At 45.4% G+C, this 22584-nt stretch carries 27 protein-coding genes; all 27 read right to left on the bottom strand.

Features of this window, described 5'->3' with window-relative positions; genetic code table 11:
• Positions 1-6 precede the first annotated feature (6 nt).
• The gene (gene rplO / locus ACVBIU_RS18750) at positions 7-441 is read right to left on the bottom strand and encodes a 50S ribosomal protein L15 (RefSeq protein ID WP_012153473.1); all 435 of its coding nucleotides are present in this window, start codon (positions 439-441) and stop codon (positions 7-9) included.
• A 1-nt stretch (position 442) separates the two neighbouring features.
• On the bottom strand, positions 443-628 hold the full coding sequence (gene rpmD, locus ACVBIU_RS18755) for a 50S ribosomal protein L30 (protein WP_020912153.1): 186 nt from the start codon (positions 626-628) through the stop codon (positions 443-445).
• A gap of 6 nt (positions 629-634) precedes the next feature.
• Complete coding sequence (gene rpsE, locus ACVBIU_RS18760) at positions 635-1141, bottom strand: 30S ribosomal protein S5 (RefSeq protein ID WP_012153471.1); 507 nt, start codon at positions 1139-1141, stop codon at positions 635-637.
• Between the two features lie 13 nt (positions 1142-1154).
• Entirely contained in the window at positions 1155-1505 is a 351-nt protein-coding gene (gene rplR / locus ACVBIU_RS18765) for a 50S ribosomal protein L18 (protein WP_012153470.1), read from the bottom strand.
• Positions 1506-1516: 11 nt separating this feature from the next.
• Positions 1517-2047, bottom strand: coding sequence for a 50S ribosomal protein L6 (gene rplF / locus ACVBIU_RS18770; RefSeq protein WP_012153469.1), 531 nt, complete (start codon positions 2045-2047; stop codon positions 1517-1519).
• 10 nt (positions 2048-2057) lie between these two features.
• Complete coding sequence (rpsH, locus tag ACVBIU_RS18775) at positions 2058-2450, bottom strand: 30S ribosomal protein S8 (RefSeq protein WP_012153468.1); 393 nt, start codon at positions 2448-2450, stop codon at positions 2058-2060.
• Between the two features lie 24 nt (positions 2451-2474).
• Complete coding sequence (rpsN, locus tag ACVBIU_RS18780; RefSeq protein ID WP_447162246.1) at positions 2475-2780, bottom strand: 30S ribosomal protein S14; 306 nt, start codon at positions 2778-2780, stop codon at positions 2475-2477.
• 10 nt (positions 2781-2790) lie between these two features.
• The gene (gene rplE / locus ACVBIU_RS18785; RefSeq protein WP_447162245.1) at positions 2791-3330 is read right to left on the bottom strand and encodes a 50S ribosomal protein L5; all 540 of its coding nucleotides are present in this window, start codon (positions 3328-3330) and stop codon (positions 2791-2793) included.
• Between the two features lie 13 nt (positions 3331-3343).
• Positions 3344-3658, bottom strand: a complete 315-nt coding sequence (gene rplX / locus ACVBIU_RS18790; RefSeq protein WP_012279173.1) for a 50S ribosomal protein L24 — start codon at positions 3656-3658, stop codon at positions 3344-3346.
• Between the two features lie 11 nt (positions 3659-3669).
• Entirely contained in the window at positions 3670-4038 is a 369-nt protein-coding gene (rplN, locus tag ACVBIU_RS18795) for a 50S ribosomal protein L14 (RefSeq protein ID WP_011863976.1), read from the bottom strand.
• A gap of 180 nt (positions 4039-4218) precedes the next feature.
• Positions 4219-4467, bottom strand: a complete 249-nt coding sequence (gene rpsQ / locus ACVBIU_RS18800; protein ID WP_447162244.1) for a 30S ribosomal protein S17 — start codon at positions 4465-4467, stop codon at positions 4219-4221.
• On the bottom strand, positions 4467-4658 hold the full coding sequence (gene rpmC / locus ACVBIU_RS18805; protein WP_012144642.1) for a 50S ribosomal protein L29: 192 nt from the start codon (positions 4656-4658) through the stop codon (positions 4467-4469). Before rpmC ends, rpsQ begins: the two co-directional genes overlap by 1 nt.
• Positions 4658-5068 (bottom strand): 50S ribosomal protein L16, encoded by a 411-nt coding sequence (gene rplP / locus ACVBIU_RS18810; RefSeq protein WP_012279176.1) that lies wholly within the window; start codon positions 5066-5068, stop codon positions 4658-4660. The genes rpmC and rplP overlap by 1 nt, the downstream gene beginning before the upstream one ends.
• A gap of 11 nt (positions 5069-5079) precedes the next feature.
• Complete coding sequence (gene rpsC, locus ACVBIU_RS18815) at positions 5080-5769, bottom strand: 30S ribosomal protein S3 (RefSeq protein ID WP_012153461.1); 690 nt, start codon at positions 5767-5769, stop codon at positions 5080-5082.
• A 9-nt stretch (positions 5770-5778) separates the two neighbouring features.
• Positions 5779-6111, bottom strand: coding sequence for a 50S ribosomal protein L22 (rplV, locus tag ACVBIU_RS18820; RefSeq protein WP_012144645.1), 333 nt, complete (start codon positions 6109-6111; stop codon positions 5779-5781).
• A 15-nt stretch (positions 6112-6126) separates the two neighbouring features.
• The gene (gene rpsS, locus ACVBIU_RS18825) at positions 6127-6405 is read right to left on the bottom strand and encodes a 30S ribosomal protein S19 (protein ID WP_011863970.1); all 279 of its coding nucleotides are present in this window, start codon (positions 6403-6405) and stop codon (positions 6127-6129) included.
• 11 nt (positions 6406-6416) lie between these two features.
• The gene (gene rplB / locus ACVBIU_RS18830; protein WP_012153460.1) at positions 6417-7244 is read right to left on the bottom strand and encodes a 50S ribosomal protein L2; all 828 of its coding nucleotides are present in this window, start codon (positions 7242-7244) and stop codon (positions 6417-6419) included.
• 17 nt (positions 7245-7261) lie between these two features.
• Positions 7262-7564 carry a 50S ribosomal protein L23 gene (gene rplW, locus ACVBIU_RS18835; RefSeq protein ID WP_012153459.1) on the bottom strand — a complete coding sequence of 101 codons (303 nt, stop codon included), beginning with the start codon at positions 7562-7564 and terminating at the stop codon, positions 7262-7264.
• Complete coding sequence (gene rplD, locus ACVBIU_RS18840; RefSeq protein ID WP_012153458.1) at positions 7561-8166, bottom strand: 50S ribosomal protein L4; 606 nt, start codon at positions 8164-8166, stop codon at positions 7561-7563. The genes rplW and rplD overlap by 4 nt, the downstream gene beginning before the upstream one ends.
• A gap of 17 nt (positions 8167-8183) precedes the next feature.
• Positions 8184-8822, bottom strand: coding sequence for a 50S ribosomal protein L3 (gene rplC, locus ACVBIU_RS18845; protein WP_012153457.1), 639 nt, complete (start codon positions 8820-8822; stop codon positions 8184-8186).
• 27 nt (positions 8823-8849) lie between these two features.
• Entirely contained in the window at positions 8850-9161 is a 312-nt protein-coding gene (gene rpsJ, locus ACVBIU_RS18850; protein ID WP_005503530.1) for a 30S ribosomal protein S10, read from the bottom strand.
• A gap of 361 nt (positions 9162-9522) precedes the next feature.
• Positions 9523-10707 (bottom strand): elongation factor Tu, encoded by a 1185-nt coding sequence (tuf, locus tag ACVBIU_RS18855; protein ID WP_447162243.1) that lies wholly within the window; start codon positions 10705-10707, stop codon positions 9523-9525.
• An 83-nt stretch (positions 10708-10790) separates the two neighbouring features.
• Positions 10791-12887, bottom strand: coding sequence for an elongation factor G (gene fusA, locus ACVBIU_RS18860; protein WP_447162242.1), 2097 nt, complete (start codon positions 12885-12887; stop codon positions 10791-10793).
• Between the two features lie 74 nt (positions 12888-12961).
• Positions 12962-13432 (bottom strand): 30S ribosomal protein S7, encoded by a 471-nt coding sequence (gene rpsG, locus ACVBIU_RS18865; protein WP_012153455.1) that lies wholly within the window; start codon positions 13430-13432, stop codon positions 12962-12964.
• Between the two features lie 80 nt (positions 13433-13512).
• A complete protein-coding gene (gene rpsL, locus ACVBIU_RS18870) occupies positions 13513-13887 on the bottom strand; it encodes a 30S ribosomal protein S12 (RefSeq protein ID WP_012153454.1) in 375 nt (124 codons plus the stop codon).
• A 189-nt stretch (positions 13888-14076) separates the two neighbouring features.
• A complete protein-coding gene (gene rpoC / locus ACVBIU_RS18875) occupies positions 14077-18291 on the bottom strand; it encodes a DNA-directed RNA polymerase subunit beta' (RefSeq protein WP_447162241.1) in 4215 nt (1404 codons plus the stop codon).
• 80 nt (positions 18292-18371) lie between these two features.
• On the bottom strand, positions 18372-22403 hold the full coding sequence (gene rpoB, locus ACVBIU_RS18880) for a DNA-directed RNA polymerase subunit beta (protein WP_447162240.1): 4032 nt from the start codon (positions 22401-22403) through the stop codon (positions 18372-18374).
• Positions 22404-22584 lie beyond the last annotated feature (181 nt).

Consider the following 22584-nt stretch of genomic DNA (forward strand, 5'->3'; position numbering starts at 1 on the left):
GACGTATTATTCCTCGATCTTGCCACCGGCAGCTTCAATAGCTGCACGTGCACCTTGGGTTACCTTCAGACCTTTAACGGTCACAGGGCGCTCAATGGTACCTGAAAGAACGATTTTAGCAAACTGTATGTTGCGAGTAACTAGATTCGCATCTTTCAGCGCATTTAGGTCGATAACATCACCGTTAACTTTAGCCAACTCGCTAATGCGAATTTCGGCAGATACCAACGCTTTACGCGAGGTAAAACCAAACTTAGGCAAACGAATCTTAAGTGGCATTTGACCACCCTCGAAACCGACGCGAACGCCGCCACCAGAACGAGACTTCTGGCCTTTGTGACCACGGCCACAAGTTTTACCAGTGCCTGAACCGATACCGCGACCTACACGCTTAGCTGCTGACTTAGCACCTGCAGCAGGTGATAGAGTATTTAGACGCATCTTATACTTCCTCCACCGAAACCATGTAGTAAACCTTGTTAATCATACCGCGAACTGAAGGAGTATCTTCTAGTTCAACAGTGTGATTAATGCGGCGTAGACCAAGACCTGTCAAAGTTGCACGGTGCTTTGGTAAGCGGCCGATTGAACTTTTAGTCTGAGTTACTTTAAGTGTTTTAGTAGCCATGGTGCATTAACCTCGAATTTCAGTAACATTCAGGCCACGCTTAGCTGCGATTTGTGAAGGTGATTTCATATTCACCAACGCATCGACAGTAGCGCGAACGATGTTAATCGGGTTAGTAGAACCGTATGCTTTTGACAGAACGTTATGAACGCCTGCTACTTCCAATACGGCACGCATTGCGCCACCGGCAATAATACCGGTACCGTCAGAGGCTGGTTGCATGTAAACACGTGAACCAGTGTGACGACCCTTTACAGGGTGGTGCAAAGTACCATTGTTCAATTCAACGTTTACAATGTTACGGCGAGCCTTTTCCATTGCTTTCTGAATTGCTGCTGGTACTTCACGCGCTTTACCATAGCCATAACCGACTTTACCGTTACCATCACCCACTACAGTTAGTGCAGTGAAGCTAAAGATACGTCCGCCTTTAACTACTTTAGAAACACGATTTACTGCAACTAATTTCTCTTGCAGATCGTCTTTTTGCTGTTGAGCTTCAAATTTAGCCATTTTTCATCATTCCTTAGAACTTGAGGCCAGCTTCACGAGCAGCGTCTGCTAATGCAGCAACGCGTCCGTGATACTTGAAGCCGGAACGATCGAATGCAACTACAGCTACGCCTTTTTCGATAGCGCGCTCAGCAACGGTTTTACCCACTACTTTAGCTGCATCTACGTTACCTGTGTACTTTAGCTGCTCGGTTACTGCTTTTTCAGCAGTAGAAGCTGCCGCCAACACTACGTTTTCAGGGCTAATGACCTGAGCGTAAGTGTGACGTGGTGTACGATGTACAACCAGACGATTAACGCCCAGCTCTTGGATCTTCTTACGGGCACGTAGAGCGCGGCGTAAGCGAGATGTTTTCTTATCCATATCGTATTACCTTACTTCTTCTTAGCCTCTTTACGGCGTACTTGTTCGTCAGCATAGCGAACACCTTTACCTTTGTAAGGCTCTGGTGGACGGTAACCGCGAATCTCAGCTGCTACTTGTCCGATCAACTGCTTATCAGTACCAGAAAGTACGATTTCAGTTTGTGATGGACATTCAGCTGTTACGCCGTCAGGAAGTTTGTGAACCAAAGGATGTGAAAAACCTAGAGTCAAATCGATATCTTTACCGGCAAGTTTTGCACGGTAACCAACACCAACTAACTGTAGCTTCTTAACGAAACCGTCAGTAACACCAACAACCATGTTGTTGATTAATGCACGAGCTGTACCAGCTTGAGCAGCGGTTTTAGCGCTTTCAACTGGTGAACACTTGATTTCATTGTCTTCAACAACAACAGAAACGTCAGAGTTAATAACTCGAGTCAAACTACCTTTAGTACCTTTTACGGTGATAGTTTGTTCGTTTAAAGTCACTTCTACGCCTGCAGGGATAGCGACTGGTGCTTTTGCGACACGAGACATTGCTAGCTCCTTATGCTACGTAGCAGATAACTTCCCCGCCCATGCCATTTTGGCGGGCAGTACGATCAGTCATCAAACCTTGAGAAGTGGACACAATAGCGACACCCAGTCCGCCCATAACCTTTGGAAGTTCGTTTTTACCTTTGTAAATACGAAGACCAGGACGGCTAACGCGCTGGATAGTCTCAACGACTGGCTGACCTTGGAAATACTTTAAAGTGATTTCCAATTCAGGCTTGGCTTCATCTGCTACGGCGTAGTCAGTGATATAACCTTCTTCTTTAAGCATTTTCGCGATAGCGATTTTAAGCTTAGCAGAAGGCATCTTCACAGATACGTGTTTAGCAGCTTGGCCGTTACGAATACGTGTTAACATATCCGCAATAGGATCTTGCATGCTCATATTAGCTTACTCCGTGACAAGTGCTTACCAGCTGGCCTTGCGTAGACCAGGAACTTCACCGCGCATAGTTGCTTCACGTAATTTAATACGGCTAAGGCCGAATTTACGTAGGAAACCATGTGGGCGACCAGTTTGACTACAGCGATTGCGCTGACGCGCCGCGCTAGAGTCACGTGGTAGAGCTTGTAACTTAAGTACTGCATCCCAACGATCATCATCAGATGTTGCTGGACTGCTAATGATAGCTTTAAGTGCAGCGCGCTTTTCAGCGAACTTTGCTACGAGCTGTGCACGTTTTGCTTCACGTGCTTTCATTGAACTTTTTGCCATTACGCTACCCTTATTTCTTGAATGGGAAGTTAAAGCCTTCGAGCAAAGCTCGGCCTTCTTCATCATTCGTCGCAGAAGTAGTGATTACAATATCCATACCGCGGATCTTATCGATTTTATCGTATTGGATCTCTGGGAAGATGATTTGCTCACGTACGCCCATCGCATAGTTACCACGGCCATCGAACGACTTAGCGCTCAAACCACGGAAGTCACGAATACGAGGGATCGCGATATCAACTAAACGCTCTAAGAATTCCCACATACGCTCACCGCGCAGTGTAACCTTACAGCCAATTGGGTAGCCTTCACGGATTTTAAAACCAGCAACTGACTTACGAGCTACAGTCACTACTGGCTTCTGACCAGCGATAGCAGTCATGTCACGAAGCGCATGCTCCATAACTTTCTTATCTGCTACTGCTTCGCCAACACCCATATTAAGGGTGATCTTTTCAATCCGAGGGACTTGCATGACACTGGTAAAACCAAACTTGGTTACAAGTTCAGGACTAACAGTCTCTTTGTATTTATCATGCAGTTTCGCCATCGTTTACTCCAAATTACTTAACGAGTTCACTGTTCGACTTAAAGAAACGAACTTTTTTGCCGTCTTCAAATCGGAAACCAACGCGATCAGCTTTGCCAGTGGCAGAGTTGAAAATCGCTACGTTTGATGCTTGTATCGGTGCTTCTTGCTCAACAATACCGCCAGCTACGCCCAATTGTGGGTTTGGCTTTTGGTGTTTCTTGACAAGGTTAAGACCTTCTACAATTAATTTACCAGTTGGAAGAACCTGAGAAACCTTACCGCGTTTACCCTGGTCTTTACCTGCTAGTACAATTACTTCGTCTTGACGACGTATTTTAGCTGCCATTTTGAAGCTCCTTACAGTACTTCTGGTGCCAATGACACAATCTTCATAAACTGCTCAGTACGCAGCTCACGTGTCACAGGTCCAAAGATACGAGTACCAATCGGTGCAAGGTTTGCGTTAAGCAATACCGCTGCGTTCCGATCGAAGCGAATGACAGAACCGTCTGGACGACGTACGCCTTTCTTAGTACGGACTACCACCGCGTTATATACATCACCTTTCTTCGCTTTACCGCGAGGAATAGCTTCTTTAACAGAAACCTTGATGACGTCGCCGATACCGGCATAACGACGATGAGAGCCACCCAAGACCTTAATACACTGAACTCTACGAGCGCCGCTATTACAGGCGACTTCTAGAGTCGATTGCATTTGGATCATTTTAAGTGCTCCGCTATCGTTACTTCACAATCCCACAAAGGGGCTACATTTTACCCTAATTTTGACTTTAATTTAGTCAAAATTGGCGCGCAAGTGTAACACCTAAAAATAGGAATAGATAGTACTAATAATAAAAACGGCCCCAACTTTAGGAGCCGTTCGTTTAAGTGCTTAATAAAATTAAGCTTTTCTTATTACTTCAACCAGAGTCCAAGACTTAGTCTTAGACAGCGGACGACATTCGCGAATAGTCACGACATCGCCAGCATTACACTGATTTTGTTCGTCATGTGCATGGATCTTAGTAGTACGCTTGATAAACTTACCGTATAAAGGGTGTTTTACCTTACGTTCAATAGCTACAGTGATAGACTTGTCCATCTTGTCGCTAAGTACTCGACCTTGCAAAGTACGGATAGTATCAGACATTATGCACCCGCCTTAGAAGTAATAATGGTCTTAACGCGCGCAATGTTGCGACGCACGATTTTAAGCTGATGAGTCTGAGTCAACTGACCAGTGGCGTGTTGCATACGCAGATTAAACTGCTCACGCAGCAGACCAAGCAGTTCAGCGTTCAATTCTTCAACGCTCTTTTCTGTTAGTTCGCTCGCTTTCATTACATCACCGTCTTAGTTACGAAGGTAGTCTTCAGAGGTAGTTTAGCAGCAGCTAGGGTGAAAGCTTCACGAGCTAACTCCTCAGATACACCATTCATCTCGTAAAGAACCTTACCAGGTTGAATCTGGCAAACCCAATATTCAACGTTACCCTTACCTTTACCCATACGCACTTCAAGAGGCTTAGAGGTAATTGGCTTGTCAGGGAATACGCGAATCCAGATCTGACCTTGACGTTTAATGTGACGTGTCATAGCACGACGCGCAGCTTCAATTTGACGAGCAGTTAGACGACCACGTCCAACAGCTTTCAAACCGAATTCACCGAAGCTAACTTCAGTGCCGTTCGCTAGACCGCGGTTACGGCCCTTGAACATTTTGCGAAACTTCATTCTTTTTGGTTGCAGCATTGCCAGCTCTCCTATTTACCGCGAGGCTTACGCTTCGGCTGCTGTTTCGGCTCTTCGTGCTGAGGTAGAACGCCGTCTAGAACTTCGCCTTTGAAGACCCAAACTTTAACGCCAATCACACCGTATTGAGTGTGACTCTCAGAAGTAGAATAGTCGATATCAGCACGCAGTGTATGCAAAGGTACACGACCTTCACGATACCACTCTGAACGCGCAATCTCAGCGCCGCCTAGACGGCCACTCACTTCAACTTTGATACCCTTAGCACCAAGACGCATTGCGTTTTGAACTGCGCGCTTCATAGCACGACGGAACATAACACGACGCTCTAGCTGCGAAGCGATGCCATCGGCAACAAGCTTAGCATCTAGCTCAGGCTTACGGATCTCAGCGATGTTGATTTGAGCTGGAATACCAGTCAGCTTTGCAACTGCGTTGCGTAGCTTCTCAACGTCTTCGCCTTTCTTACCAATCACAACACCTGGACGGGCAGTGTGAATAGTAACGCGAACACTCTTTGCTGGACGCTCGATAACAATCTTAGAAACTGATGCTTGCTTAAGTTTCTTTTCAAGAAACTTACGCACTTCCCAGTCACTGCTCAAGTTATTGGCATAGTCTGACTTGTCAGCGTACCAGGTCGAGATCCAAGGCTTAGTGATACCCAGACGGATACCATTAGGATGTACTTTCTGTCCCATTGCTAACTCCTAGCGATCTGATACAACCACAGTAATGTGGCTGGTACGCTTGATTATACGATCAGCACGGCCTTTGGCACGTGGCATGATACGTTTCATAGTTGGACCTTCATCGATCATAATCGCTCCAACTCTTAATTCGTCAATGTCAGCACCTTCATTGTGCTCAGCATTGGCGATAGCAGAGTCCAGTACTTTTTTAACAAGTACTGCAGCTTTCTTAGGGCTGAAAGTTAGAATTTCGAGAGCCTTAGCAACAGGCAGTCCACGGATTTGATCTGCAACCAAACGACACTTTTGAGGCGACGTACGGGCAAAACGATGTTTAGCTAAAACTTCCATCTTATGTCTCCCGTATTAACGCTTCTTCGCTTTCTTATCTGCAGCATGGCCGCGATAAGTGCGAGTTGGTGAAAATTCACCAAGCTTGTGGCCGATCATTTCGTCAGTTACGAACACAGGTACGTGCTGACGACCATTATGGACAGCGATGGTCATTCCAATCATGTTAGGAATGATCATAGAGCGACGAGACCAAGTTTTAATTGGCTTTTTATCTCCCGCTTCCATCGCTTTCTCTACCTTCTTCAGCAAGTGTAGGTCAATGAATGGACCTTTCTTGAGAGAACGTGGCATGGCGAATCCTCTTACTTTTTATTGCGACGACGTACAATGTACTTGTCGGTGCGTTTATTACTACGAGTCTTATAACCCTTAGTAGGCTGACCCCAAGGTGATACAGGGTGACGGCCACCAGAAGTACGGCCTTCACCACCACCATGTGGGTGATCTACTGGGTTCATTGCAACACCACGAACTGTTGGGCGTACGCCTCTCCAGCGTTTAGCACCTGCTTTACCTAACTGGCGTAGCATATGCTCGGCATTACCAACTTCACCCAATGTCGCGCGGCAATCAACCGGCACTTTACGCATTTCGCCAGAGCGAAGACGTAGAGTGGCGTATGCGCCATCACGAGCAATAACTTGTACATAAGCACCAGCTGAACGCGCGATTTGAGCACCTTTAGCAGGCTTCATTTCTACTGCGTGTACTACGCTACCCACTGGGATATTGCGTAGAGGCAGTGCGTTACCGCTCTTGATCTCTGCATCGATACCTGACTGGATCTTATCACCAGCTTTCATGCCTTTAGCAGCAAGAATATAACGACGCTCACCATCAGCGTATAGTACCAAAGCGATGTTAGCTGTACGGTTTGGATCATATTCCAAACGCTCAACCTTCGCAGGGATACCGTCTTTGTTACGCTTAAAGTCGATTAGACGATAATGTTGCTTATGACCACCACCAATGTGACGGACAGTGATACGACCCGTATTATTACGGCCACCACTTTTTGATTTTTTCGCCAACAGGCCTGCAAAAGGTTTACCTTTATGCAAATCGCTGTTCACCACTTTAACTAAGTGGCGACGACCTGGAGAGGTTGGCTTACACTTAATAACTGCCATGATAATTCTCCTTTGCCTTATTCAGCGCCGCCGACGAAATCGATGTCAGCACCTTCAGCTAGAGTAACATAGGCTTTTTTCCAATCGCTACGACGGCCAACACGGGCGCCGGTGCGTTTAGTTTTACCTTTGTTAACCAAAGTGCGAACTGAATCGACTTCAACTTCGAATAGCTGTGCTACTGCAGCTTTAACTTCAGCTTTAGTTGCATCGATAGCTACACGGAAAACAACTGTATTGTTCTTCTCTGCATTCACAGTGCTCTTTTCAGAGATGTGTGGAGCAAGAATAACTTTTAACAAACGTTCTTCGCTTATCATCCCAGCATCTCCTCGATTTGCTTAATAGCTTCAGCGGTTACGAGTACTTTGTTGAATGCGATAAGGCTAACTGGATCAATACCAGCAACATCACGTACGTCAACTTTGTACAAGTTACGAGCAGCTAAGAACAAGTTCTCGTCAACTTCTGGAGTAACAATCAACACGTCTTCAAGTTGCATTTCGTTCAGTTTAGCTTTTAGCTCTTTAGTTTTAGGAGCTTCAACGCCAAATGACTCAACAACGATAAGACGGTCTTGACGTACCAATTCAGAGAAAATGCTTTTCAGCGCTCCGCGGTACATCTTTTTGTTAACTTTTTGGCTGTGATCTTGTGTTTTAGCAGCGAATGTTACGCCACCGCCACGCCAGATTGGGCCTTTAACAGTACCAGCACGTGCGCGGCCAGTACCTTTTTGGCGCCATGGCTTCTTGCCAGAGCCAGTTACTTCTGCGCGAGTCTTTTGAGCACGAGTGCCCTGACGCGCGTTTGCAGCGTAAGCTACAACTACCTGATGAACCAGTGCTTCATTAAAGTCACGGCCAAAGGTAGCTTCGGAAACTTCAAGAGCACTCTGTGCGTCTTTCAATACCAATTCCATTACTATCTCCTCAGACCTTAAGCTTTAACAGCTGGTTTGATGATCAGGTCGCCATTAGTAGCGCCTGGAACTGCACCCTTAACCAAAAGCAGGTTACGTTCAGCATCTACACGAATTACTTCTAGATTCTGTGTCGTAACACGCTCTGCACCCATGTGGCCAGACATTTTCTTACCTTTGAAAACGCGACCAGGTGTTTGGTTTTGACCAATAGAACCGTTAGCTCTATGTGCCAGTGAGTTACCATGTGTTGCATCTTGAGTAGCGAAGTTCCAGCGCTTAATACCGCCTTGGAAGCCCTTACCCTTAGATTGACCAGTAACATCAACTTTCGCTATGTCAGCGAAGATATCTACATTAAGCTCAGCACCAACTTCGATGCCCTCGCCTTCACCATCTGCCAAACGCATTTCCCATAAACCACGACCGGCTTCAACGCCTGCCTTAGCAAAGTGACCTGCTTCTGGTTTAGTGATGCGATTAGCTTTTTTGGTACCAGTAGTAACTTGAAGTGCACGGTAACCATCTGTATCCAAAGTTCTCACTTGGGTTACGCGGTTAGCAGCAATTTCAATTACTGTTACAGGTACCGACGCGCCATCTTCATTGAAGATGCGAGTCATACCTACTTTACGACCGATAAGACCGATAGCCATCTCTCAAACCTCTTCTAAGGATCTCAATTAACCCAAGCTAATCTGAACGTCAACACCAGCCGCAAGATCTAAACGCATAAGTGCGTCTACAGTCTTTTCAGTCGGCTCAACGATGTCAACAAGACGCTTGTGAGTACGTAGTTCGTACTGATCACGTGCATCTTTATTAACGTGTGGAGAAGTCAAAATGGTATAACGTTCTTTACGCGTTGGTAGTGGAATTGGACCACGAACCTGCGCGCCGGTACGCTTAGCAGTTTCAACGATTTCCGCAGTAGACTGATCAATCAAACGATGATCAAATCCTTTTAAGCGGATACGGATTCTTTGGTTCTGCATTGACCAGAGCTCCTAAAATGTACACAAAAAAACCACCCTCTAGCAATTTTCCTTATAGAAAAAGCAGAGTGAGATGATTTAACCGTTCGACTCACAATCGGAGTCGCTGTTTTTTTTACGTCAAACCCGAAGGCAGACCAATTTAAATCGCCTAATGGTTAAGGCGAGGGGCTATTATACTGATTTCATCGCTGAGATCAAGCCCGTTGTGTGAAATACCGTCAAATTGACTCATTTCAACAAAGTGGCGTCATTATACACAGTCAGATCTGGAATGCTAGCCCTGCCCTCACTTTTCTTCAGGCAACAAAAAAGGCAGCCTAAGCTGCCTTTTTCAGTATCGAGTTAAGACGATTGCTAATTAAGCAACGATCTCAGCTACAACACCAGCACCAACTGTACGGCCACCTTCACGGATTGCGAAGCGTAAACCTTCGTCCATCGCGATTGGAGCAATAAGAGTTACTGTCATAGCTACGTTGTCACCAGGCATTACCATCTCTACGCCTTCTGGCAATTCGATAGTACCGGTTACGTCAGTTGTACGGAAGTAGAACTGTGGACGGTAGCCTTTGAAGAATGGAGTGTGACGTCCGCCTTCTTCTTTAGACAGAACATAGATTTCTGACTTGAAAGTAGTGTGTGGAGTGATTGAACCAGGTGCAGCCAATACTTGACCACGTTCAACGTCTTCACGCTTGATACCACGTAGAAGAACACCACAGTTCTCGCCAGCACGACCTTCGTCAAGAAGCTTACGGAACATTTCAACACCAGTACAAGTAGACTTAGTTGTATCTTTGATACCAACGATTTCTACTTCTTCACCAACTTTGATGATACCGCGCTCTACACGACCAGTAACAACAGTACCACGACCAGCGATTGAGAAAACATCTTCGATTGGAAGAATGAATGCACCATCGATAGCACGCTCTGGCTCAGGAATATAAGTATCTAGTGCTTCTGCAAGCTCAAGGATCTTAGCTTCCCACTCTGGCTCGCCTTCAAGGGCTTTAAGCGCAGAACCTTGGATAACTGGTAAGTCATCACCTGGGAAGTCATATTCAGTTAGAAGTTCACGAACTTCCATTTCTACTAGCTCTAGAAGCTCTTCGTCATCAACCATGTCACACTTGTTCATGAATACGATGATGAATGGTACGCCAACCTGACGTGAAAGCAGGATGTGCTCACGAGTTTGTGGCATTGGACCATCTGTAGAAGCAACTACTAGGATTGCGCCGTCCATCTGTGCAGCACCAGTGATCATGTTTTTAACATAATCGGCGTGACCTGGACAATCTACGTGTGCGTAGTGACGTGATGGAGTATCATATTCGATGTGAGAAGTATTAATTGTAATACCGCGCTCACGCTCTTCAGGAGCGTTATCGATCTGTGCGAAGTCACGCTTAGTACCACCGTAAGTCTTCGTTAACACAGAAGAGATAGCAGCAGTTAGAGTAGTTTTACCATGGTCAACGTGTCCGATAGTACCAACGTTAACATGCGGTTTTACGCGTTCAAATTTTTCTTTAGCCACGATATATTCCTTTCTTTTCAGAAAATGCTCGGCTTAAAACCGAGCAATAGCAATTAAGTATATCAACAATAGAGTGAGACAGTTTAGCCTCTGGCCTCTATTATTGCTTTAGTAACATTTTGCGGTGCATCAGAGTACTTCAAAAACTCCATAGAGTATGAGGCACGTCCCTGACTAGCAGAGCGCAAGTCGGTTGCATAACCGAACATTTCAGATAACGGTACTGTTGCATGCACAAGTTTAACACCTGCAATGCCATCATCCATACCTTCAATAAGGCCACGACGACGGTTCAAGTCTCCGACCACATCACCCATATAATCTTCAGGTGTTGTAACTTCAACTTTCATGCAAGGTTCAAGTAAGGCAGGGTCTGCTTCAAGCGCACCCTTTTTAAAGCCCATTGAACCAGCGACTTTAAAGGCCATTTCGTTCGAGTCCACATCATGATATGAACCGTCATACAAAGTAACCTTTATGTCGAGAACAGGGAAGCCAGCTAATACGCCGCTCTTCATCTGCTCTTGAATACCCTTATCAACTGCTGGGATGTATTCCTTAGGAACCACACCACCAACAATGTCGTTGACGAATTCGTAACCAAAACCTTCTTCTTGAGGCTCTAGTTTCAACCAAACGTGTCCGAATTGACCTCGACCACCAGATTGACGTACGAATTTACCTTCGACTTCCACTGTTTTGCGGATAGTCTCACGATATGCAACTTGTGGTTTACCTACATTACATTCAACACCGAACTCGCGACGCATACGGTCTACGATGATGTCTAAGTGTAGCTCACCCATACCAGAGATCAGTGTTTGTCCCGATTCTTCATCAGTCTCAACACGGAATGACGGATCTTCCATTGCAAGTTTTTGCAATGCCATCCCCATCTTGTCCTGGTCTGCCTTGGTTCTTGGTTCAACAGCGATAGTAATTACAGGCTCAGGAAACTCCATGCGCTCTAGAATTACTTTGTGATCGATATCGCACAATGTATCGCCAGTAGTCACGTCTTTAAGACCAATAAGAGCTGCGATGTCGCCAGCGCGCACTTCTTTAATCTCTTGACGATCATTAGCGTGCATTTGCACCATACGACCAATACGTTCACGCTTTTGCTTAACAGAGTTATAAACGCCAGCACCTGACTCCAATACGCCTGAATAAACACGAATAAAGGTTAAGGTACCCACGAATGGGTCTGTTGCAATCTTAAATGCTAACGCCGCAAATGGAGCATTATCGTCAGCTTGACGACAAGTCTCTTCTTCATTGTCATCAATCCCCTTAATTGCGGGAACTTCGACAGGCGATGGCAGAAAATCTACCACAGCATCAAGAACCGCTTGTACACCCTTGTTCTTAAATGCAGAACCACAGGTTGCCAATACGATTTCATTGTTTAAGGTGCGTATACGTAGTGCCTTTTTGATCTCATCTTCTGAAAGTTCCCCATCTTCTAGGTACTTTTCCATCAATTCTTCTGTCGCTTCAGCTGCACTCTCAACCAAATACTCGCGCATTTCTGCCGCTTTCTCGGCTAAATGCTCTGGGATAGCTTCATAAGAGAAAGTCATTCCCTGATCTTCTTCAGACCAGTTAATCGCTTTCATTTTGATCAAATCGATAACACCGTTAAAATCCTCTTCCGCACCAATATTCATTTGAATCGGTACACAAGTCGCACCAAGGCGATTACGGATCTGGTCGACTACGCTATCAAAGTTTGCACCTGCGCGGTCCATCTTATTGACGAACACTAAGCGCGGCACATGATACTTATCAGCTTGTCGCCAAACAGTCTCAGATTGAGGTTCTACCCCTGATGAGCCACAAAAAACAACCACAGCACCATCAAGTACTCTCAAAGAACGCTCTACTTCAATAGTGAAGTCAACGTGACCCGGAGTGTCGATGATGTTTATGCGGTGCTCAGTGAACTGCGCATCCATTCCGCGCCAGAAAGTAGTCGTTGCGGCTGAGGTGATGGTAATACCACGTTCCTGCTCTTGTTCCATCCAATCCATAGTGGCACAGCCATCATGAACTTCACCGATCTTATGAGATAAGCCAGTGTAGAACAGAACACGTTCAGTTGTAGTGGTTTTACCAGCATCAACATGAGCACAGATACCGATATTACGGTAGCGCTCAATTGGAGTTGTACGAGCCACGATTTATACCCTCTTAGCTTAATCTGAGTGTTAGCAATGCAAGTAAGGCGTGGGGTATAACCCACGCCAAGATATTACCAGCGGTAATGAGCAAACGCTTTGTTTGCTTCTGCCATACGATGCACGTCTTCGCGCTTCTTAACAGCAGTACCTTTGTTTTCAGATGCGTCTAACATTTCACCTGCTAGACGTAAAGCCATAGATTTTTCACCACGCTTACGTGCAGCTTCAACCAACCAGCGCATCGCTAGTGCGTTACGACGCACTGGACGAACTTCACATGGTACCTGGTAAGTAGAACCACCAACACGACGAGATTTAACCTCGACTGATGGACGTACGTTGTCCAGGGCTGCTTCAAGGATTACTAAATGATCTTCGCCTTTCTTTTCAGACGCAGTATCTAGTGCCTTGTAGATAATTTTTTCTGCAGTCGACTTTTTGCCGTCCTGCATAATGACGTTGATGAACTTAGCCAGCAACTCACTTTTGAACTTTGGATCTGGTAGGATTTTACGTTGTCCTACAACGCGACGTCTTGGCATAACAATTTCTCCGTATGCTTCAGGGACCCCAAAACTGGAATCTCAATAAAAACTAGCTTGGCCTTACTTAACGGAAAACGTTAAGACTTAGGACGCTTAGCACCGTACTTAGAACGACCTTGACGACGTTCACTTACACCAGCACAGTCTAATGCGCCGCGTACAGTGTGGTAACGCACACCCGGTAAGTCTTTTACACGACCGCCACGGATTAGAATTACGCTGTGTTCCTGCAGGTTGTGGCCTTCACCGCCGATGTACGAAGTAACTTCGAAACCGTTAGTTAGACGCACACGAGCTACTTTACGTAGTGCAGAGTTAGGTTTTTTAGGTGTTGTTGTATATACGCGAGTACAAACACCACGCTTTTGTGGACACGCAGCTAGCGCAGGAACGTTAGTCTTATCGACTTTCGGTGCGCGAGGCTTACGTACCAACTGGTTTACAGTTGCCATGTATAGCTCCGAATCAGTTGACTAAATCAACAGTAAGGTGTGAAAAATCTATATCCCACAGGTGTGGGACGCGAAATTTTAGAAGTGTATGGAGTATCTGTCAAGAAATAGACAACTTTTAACCGATTTAAAGTAAAAAAAAGGCGCTAAACGCGCCTTTTTTACAATCTATTTACTTTTCAGCACCGATTAATCGTTGCTACCAGCTAGATTAAGTAGATCAGCAAGATTCTGCTCAGCTTCACTTGCGCTAATCGCTGGCGCTTCAGAAGCCGCAGGTTTAACTGCAGCTTCAGCACGCTTCTGGTGGTATGAGTAACCCGTACCAGCAGGGATTAGACGACCAACAATTACGTTCTCTTTTAGACCACGTAACTTATCGCTCTTACCACCAACAGCCGCTTCAGTAAGAACACGAGTGGTCTCCTGGAACGATGCTGCAGAGATGAACGATTCTGTTGCTAGTGACGCCTTGGTAATACCAAGAAGTTCACGCTCGAATGTTGCTGGCTGCTTACCCTGCGCTTCAAGTTCGCGGTTGGCGATCTTAACGCGAGAAACTTCCGCCTGTTCACCCGGTAGGAATTCACTATCACCAGCGTCTACGATCTCACACTTACGCAGCATCTGGCGAATGATCACCTCAATGTGCTTATCGTTGATCTTAACGCCCTGTAGACGGTAAACGTCCTGTACTTCATTCACGATGTAGTTAGCCACATTGTGGATACCACGTAGACGTAGAATGTCGTGAGCTGCTTCTGCACCATCAGCAATAACTTCACCGCGTTCAACTTTTTCACCTTCGAACACGTTAAGGTTACGCCACTTAGGGATCATCTCTTCATAGTGCTCACCACCATCAGCTGGGGTGATAACTAGACGACGCTTACCTTTGGTTTCTTTACCGAACGAGATAGTTCCCGATACTTCAGCAAGAATAGCAGGCTCTTTTGGCTTACGCGCTTCAAATAAGTCCGCAACGCGTGGTAGACCACCGGTAATATCGCGAGTCTTTGAAGATTCTTGAGGAATACGTGCTAATGCATCACCAACGTTAATTGGTGCGTTATCGTCAAGGTTAACAATCGCTTGTCCAGGCAAGAAGTATTGCGCTGGTACTTCAGTACCGGGGATCATCAAATCGCTACCATCAGCAGCAACTAGACGGATCATCGGACGCATCTCTTTACCAGCTGTTGGACGTTGACCAACTTCAAGCACTACGATTGAAGATAGACCAGTTAGTTCGTCTGTTTGACGTGTCATAGTGACACCTTCAATCATATCTACGAACTTAATACTACCCGCCACTTCAGTGATAATTGGGTGAGTATGCGGATCCCACTTAGCGATAATTTCGCCAGCAGCAACACCATCATCTTCCAATTTCTCAAGAACTGTACCGTAAGGAACCTTATAACGTTCTTTCTCACGGCCAAGCTCATCAATAATTGCAAGTTCAGAAGAACGAGAAACAATTACCAATTTGCCGTTGCTGTTAGTTACAAACTTAGCGTTGTGTAACTTAAGCGTACCAGAGTTCTTAACTTGAACATTGTTCTCTGCAGAAGCTCGTGATGCCGCACCACCGATGTGGAAAGTACGCATCGTAAGCTGTGTTCCTGGCTCACCAATTGACTGAGCAGCAACAACACCAATCGCTTCGCCTTGGTTAATGATATGACCACGAGCCAAATCACGACCGTAACAGAACTTACAAACGCCGAAGTCTGTATCACAGCTAATCACTGAGCGAACAATCATTTCATCGATAGAATTCTCTTCGATGATGTCACACCATGCTTCGTCAAGAAGCGTGTTGCGTGGTACAAGTACTTGTTCAGTACCAGGCTTCAACACATCTTGTGCAACAACACGACCAAGAACACGTTCACGTAACGGCTCAACTACATCACCACCTTCAATCAGCGGTTTCATAGTTAGACCTTCAAACGTGCCACAGTCATCTTCAATTACAACTAAATCTTGAGCAACGTCAACTAGACGACGAGTTAGGTAACCAGAGTTAGCTGTCTTCAATGCCGTATCCGCAAGACCTTTACGCGCACCGTGAGTAGAAATAAAGTACTGAGATACGTTTAGACCTTCACGGAAGTTAGCGGTAATTGGAGTCTCGATGATTGAACCATCTGGTTTAGCCATCAGACCACGCATACCCGCCAACTGACGAATCTGTGCAGCACTACCACGAGCGCCCGAGTCAGCCATCATATAGATGCTGTTAAACGATTCTTGCTGTTCCTCAACGCCATCACGGTTAATCACTGTCTCTGTAGACAGGTTAGCCATCATCGCTTTAGAAACTTTCTCGTTGGCACTTGCCCAGATATCAATTACTTTGTTGTAACGCTCACCAGCAGTTACTAGACCAGATTGGAACTGCTCTTGAATTTCAAGAACTTCCGCTTCAGCATCAGCAACTAAGGTGTATTTCTCATCAGGAATAACCATATCGTCGATACCTACAGAGGCACCTGACACAGTTGCATAATGGAAACCGGTATACATCAATTGGTCAGCAAAGATAACGGTATCTTTAAGACCTAGTTGACGGTAACAAGTGTTCAATAGCTTAGAGATCTGCTTCTTACCCATGTTTTGGTTAACCAAATCATAAGAAAGACCTTTAGGCAGGATCGTTGAAAGCAATGCACGACCAACCGTTGTATCTACGATACGACGTGTCTTCACTTTTTCGCCAGCTTCAGTGGTCGCAGTCTCGGTAATACGTACCTTAACGCGAGCGTGTAGCTCTGCAACACCGGTGCGGTAAGCTTTTTCAACTTCAGCCACATCAGCAAATGCCATGCCTTCACCCTTGCCGTTAATTCGCTCACGGCTCGTGTAGTAAAGACCCAATACAACGTCTTGAGATGGTGTAATCACCGGCTCACCGTTTGCTGGTGACAAGATGTTGTTGGTCGACATCATTAGTGAACGTGCTTCTAACTGCGCTTCAAGCGTTAGTGGCACGTGAACAGCCATTTGGTCACCGTCGAAGTCGGCGTTGTATGCCGCACAAACCAATGGGTGAAGCTGAATCGCCTTACCTTCGATTAGTACTGGCTCAAACGCCTGGATACCTAGTCTGTGCAGTGTTGGTGCACGGTTAAGCATCACTGGGTGTTCGCGGATCACGTCATCTAGTACGTCCCAAACTTCTGGAACTTCGCGCTCAACCATCTTCTTTGCAGCTTTAATAGTTGTAGCTAGGCCACGACCTTCTAGCTTGCCATAGATGAATGGCTTAAATAACTCAAGTGCCATCTTCTTAGGAAGACCACACTGGTGTAGACGTAAAGTTGGACCTACGGTAATTACCGAACGACCAGAATAGTCAACACGCTTACCTAGCAAGTTCTGACGGAAACGACCTTGCTTACCTTTGATCATATCAGCCAAAGATTTAAGCGGACGCTTGTTAGAACCTGTAATAGCACGACCACGACGGCCGTTATCTAATAGCGCATCAACAGATTCTTGCAACATACGCTTTTCGTTACGTACGATGATATCTGGAGCAGCTAGGTCTAACAGACGCTTTAGACGGTTGTTACGGTTGATTACACGACGGTAAAGGTCGTTCAAATCAGACGTAGCAAAACGTCCGCCATCTAGTGGAACTAGAGGACGTAGATCTGGTGGCAGAACCGGTAACACTTTAAGGATCATCCACTCAGGCTTGTTGCCAGAAGTGAAGAATGCCTCAATAAGCTTAAGACGCTTAGTGACCTTCTTACGACGAGTTTCAGAATTGATAGATGGCAATTCTTCGCGCATCATTTCAATTTCTTTCTCAAGATCGATAGCACGTAGCAATTCTAGAACTGCTTCAGCACCCATCTTGGCGTCGAATTCATCGCCGTACTCTTCCAATGCATCCAGATAGTTTTCTTCTGTTAGCATTTGACCACGTTCAAGACTGGTCATGCCAGGCTCGATTACTACGAAAGATTCGAAGTAAAGTACACGTTCGATATCACGAAGAGTCATGTCTAGCATCAAACCGATACGTGACGGAAGAGACTTCAAGAACCAAATGTGCGCAACAGGGCTAGCAAGATCGATGTGACCCATACGCTCACGACGTACTTTAGTCTGTGTAACTTCAACGCCACACTTTTCACAGATCACACCACGGTGCTTAAGACGCTTATACTTACCGCATAAACATTCATAATCTTTTACAGGACCAAAAATACGCGCACAGAACAAACCTTCACGCTCAGGCTTGAATGTACGGTAGTTAATGGTTTCTGGCTTCTTAACTTCACCAAATGACCAAGAACGGATCAGATCAGGCGACGCTAGGCCGATCTTGATACCTTCAAATTCCTCAGTCTTACTTTGCTGTTTTAGAAACTTTAATAAATCTTTCACGTTTCTCTCCTGAAGGAGTTAAATCAGGTGCCCTGCATATACAGAGCACCGATTTTGCCAAATAGAGGCGGTAACCTGTTTTACTTAGTATCTAACTCAATGTTGATACCAAGTGAACGGATCTCTTTCAACAATACGTTGAAAGATTCAGGCATACCTGGTTGCATCTGATGGTTACCGTCGACGATGTTCTTATACATCTGAGTACGACCGTTCACATCATCCGACTTAACAGTTAGCATTTCCTGAAGGGTATATGCAGCACCGTAAGCTTCAAGTGCCCATACTTCCATCTCACCGAAACGCTGACCACCGAACTGTGCTTTACCACCCAATGGTTGCTGAGTAACAAGACTGTACGAACCGGTAGAACGGGCGTGCATCTTATCGTCAACCAAGTGGTTAAGCTTAAGCATATACATGTAACCAACGGTTACCTTACGCTCAAATTCGTTACCTGTACGACCATCAATCAGTGTTAACTGACCAGATTTTGGTAGGCCTGCAAGCTCAAGCATCTGCTTGATCTCTTTCTCTTTGGCGCCATCAAACGCAGGTGTAGCAATTGGAACACCGCCTTTAAGGTTTTTAGCAAGACGCAAGATTTCATCATCAGTAAATGAATCGATGTCGACTTTTTGAATTACTTCGTCACCTAGTTCATAAACCTGCTTGATGTATCCGCGAAGTTCTGCCAGTTCGCGCTGCTCTTCAAGCATTTCAGTAATACGATTACCGATGCCTTTTGCTGCTGCGCCCATATGAACTTCAAGTACCTGACCGATGTTCATACGTGAAGGTACACCTAGTGGATTCAAAACGATATCAACTGGGTTACCTTTTTCGTCGTATGGCATATCTTCAACAGGACAAATCTTAGAGATTACACCCTTGTTACCATGACGACCCGCCATCTTATCACCAGGCTGGATAGTACGTTTAACGGCTAAGTAAACCTTAACAATTTTTAGTACGCCAGGCGCTAAGTCATCACCTTGAGTGATCTTACGACGCTTGATTTCAAACTTCTTATCGAAATCTGCTTTCAGCTCTTCCGCTTGCTCAGCTAGTTGTTCTAGCTCAGTTTGCTTCGCTTCGTCATCGATGGTTTGAACCAACAATTGTGAGCGTGGAATTGCTGCAAGATGGGCTTCATCGAAACCAGCACCTAGTAATAGGTTGCGAGCACGACCAAGAACACCTTCTTCAAGAATTTGGAACTCTTCAGTCAAATCCTTCTTCGCCTGAGCGATATGCATCTCTTCGATTTCTACAGCACGCTTGTCTTTCTCAACGCCGTCACGAGTAAATACTTGTACGTCGATGATAGTACCTTTAACAGAATTAGGTACGCGTAGTGAGCTGTCTTTAACGTCAGATGCTTTTTCGCCGAAGATTGCTCGGAGGAGCTTCTCTTCTGGAGTCAGCTGAGTTTCACCTTTAGGTGTTACTTTACCAACTAGGATGTCGCCACCCTTCACTTCTGCACCGATATAAACGATACCTGATTCATCTAGCTTAGAAAGCGCAGACTCACCAACGTTTGGAATATCAGCAGTGATCTCTTCGCTACCCAACTTAGTATCACGAGCAATACACGAAAGCTCTTGAATGTGGATAGTCGTGAAACGGTCTTCCTGAGCTACACGCTCAGAGATTAAGATCGAATCTTCGAAGTTGTAACCGTTCCAAGGCATGAACGCGATACGCATGTTCTGACCAAGTGCCAAATCACCTAAATCGGTAGATGGGCCATCAGCAAGTACGTCGCCACGAACAATTGGGTCACCGACTGAACAACAAGGACGTTGGTTAATACATGTGTTCTGGTTAGAACGCGTGTATTTAGTCAAGTTGTAAATATCGATGCCCGCTTCGCCTGGAGTTAACTCAGATTCGTTAACTTTAACAACGATACGGCTTGCATCAACGTAGTCAACATAACCACCACGTTTAGCAGCAACAACCACGCCAGAGTCAACAGCAAGTGTACGCTCAATACCTGTACCAACTAACGGCTTATCAGCACGTAGTGTTGGAACGGCCTGACGTTGCATGTTCGCACCCATCAATGCACGGTTAGCATCATCGTGTTCTAGGAACGGAATTAGCGATGCCGCAACAGAAATAATCTGTTGTGGTGAAACGTCCATATACTGGATGTCAGCTGCGCCCATAAAGGTAGAATCACCTTTATGACGACAAGCAATAAGCTCATCCATCATACGACCGTTCTCATCTAACTGAACGATAGCCTGTGCAATAACGTAACGGCCTTCTTCGATTGCTGATAAGTAATCTACTTCATCAGTAACCACACCATCGATAACCTTGCGGTAAGGTGTTTCAAGGAAACCATAGTTGTTAGTACGCGCAAAGGTTGACAACGAGTTGATCAAACCAATGTTTGGACCTTCAGGCGTTTCGATTGGACATAGACGACCGTAGTGAGTCGGGTGTACGTCTCGAACTTCGAAACCAGCACGTTCACGAGTTAGACCACCTGGACCTAGAGCAGAAATACGACGCTTATGCGTTACTTCTGACAATGGGTTGTTTTGGTCCATAAACTGTGAAAGCTGTGAAGAGCCAAAGAATTCTTTAACAGCTGCAGAGATTGGCTTAGCATTGATCAAATCTTGAGGCATTAGCTCATTTAGATCGCCAAGGCTTAAACGCTCACGTACGGCACGTTCAACACGAACAAGACCAACACGGAACTGGTTTTCAGCCATTTCGCCAACACTACGGATACGACGGTTACCCAAGTGATCGATATCATCGACTTCGTCAAAACCGTTGCGAATAGCAATAATGTTCTTCATTACGGCAACGATATCTTCTTTAGAAAGAATACCCGTACCTTCATCGTCATCAATGCTTAGACGACGGTTGAACTTCATACGACCTACTTTAGATAGATCATAACGTTCTTCACTGAAGAATAAATTGTTAAATAGTGCTTCTGCTGCATCTTTGGTTGGTGGCTCACCAGGACGCATCATACGATAGATTTCAACTAGCGCTTCTAGGCGGTTAGTTGTTGAATCGATACGTAGCGTGTCAGAGATGTATGCACCGTTATCAAGTTCGTTGATATACAGTGTACTGATCTCTTTGATGCCAGCCATAGATAACTTAGCAAGATCTTCTAGGCTGATCTCAGCGTTAGCTGAAACCAATACTTCGCCTGTATCTGGATCGATATAATCTTGACCAGAAATCTTACCAGAGATGTACTCAACTGGTACTTCAAGCTCGGTAGTATTTGACTTTTCAAGTTGACGAATATGGCGTGCAGTAATGCGACGACCCTTCTCAACAAGAACAGTGCCTTCAGCGTCTTTAATATCATAACTTGCAGTTTCGCCACGTAGACGGTCAGCAACAAGATCCATTACTAGTGAATCTTTCTTGATCTTAAAGTTTACGCGATCGAAGAACAGGTCAAGAATATCTTGAGTTGAATAATCTAAAGCGCGCAGAATGATCGATGCCGCCAACTTACGACGACGGTCAATACGAACAAACAATGCATCTTTCGGATCGAATTCAAAATCTAACCAAGAACCACGGTAAGGAATAATACGTGCGTTATACAGCACCTTACCTGAAGAGTGGGTTTTACCACGGTCATGATCAAAGAATACGCCTGGGCTACGATGTAGCTGAGATACGATTACACGCTCAGTACCATTAATTACAAAGGTACCGTTGTCAGTCATCATGGGTATATCACCCATGTAAACTTCTTGTTCTTTAATGTCTTTTACTGTGCCAGGTGCTGCTTCACGGTCATACAGAACCATGCGTAACTTAACGCGCAATGGAGCTGCGTATGTAACACCGCGAATTTGACACTCTTTCACATCAAAAACTGGCTCGCCTAGCTTATAACTGACATATTGCAGCTCAGAATTACCAGAAAAGCTCTTGATGGGAAAAACGCTACGGAAGGCAGCTTCAAAGCCACGCTCACCTGTAGGATCTTGATCGGTGAACTTCTTAAAAGAGTCCAACTGGATTGACAAAAGGTAAGGGATATCCAAAACACGTGGACGCTTACCAAAGTCTTTGCGAATACGCTTCTTTTCAGAATAGGAGTAAACCATGGGTTTCCTCTGATTGCGAGATGTGACCAAGACTGAAACGACTTAAAATGTCGAAACAGCGCGTTTGCCCATCACCGTTGAAAGCAAGAACCCAACCAGTAATCTCTGCTAGGAACTGCGAAATCTGGCGATAAACGGTGAAAAAAAAATCGCCTGCGCTTACAGCGCAAAAAAGGCCGAC

It is taken from the genome of Shewanella sp. 30m-14, assembly GCF_052977125.1.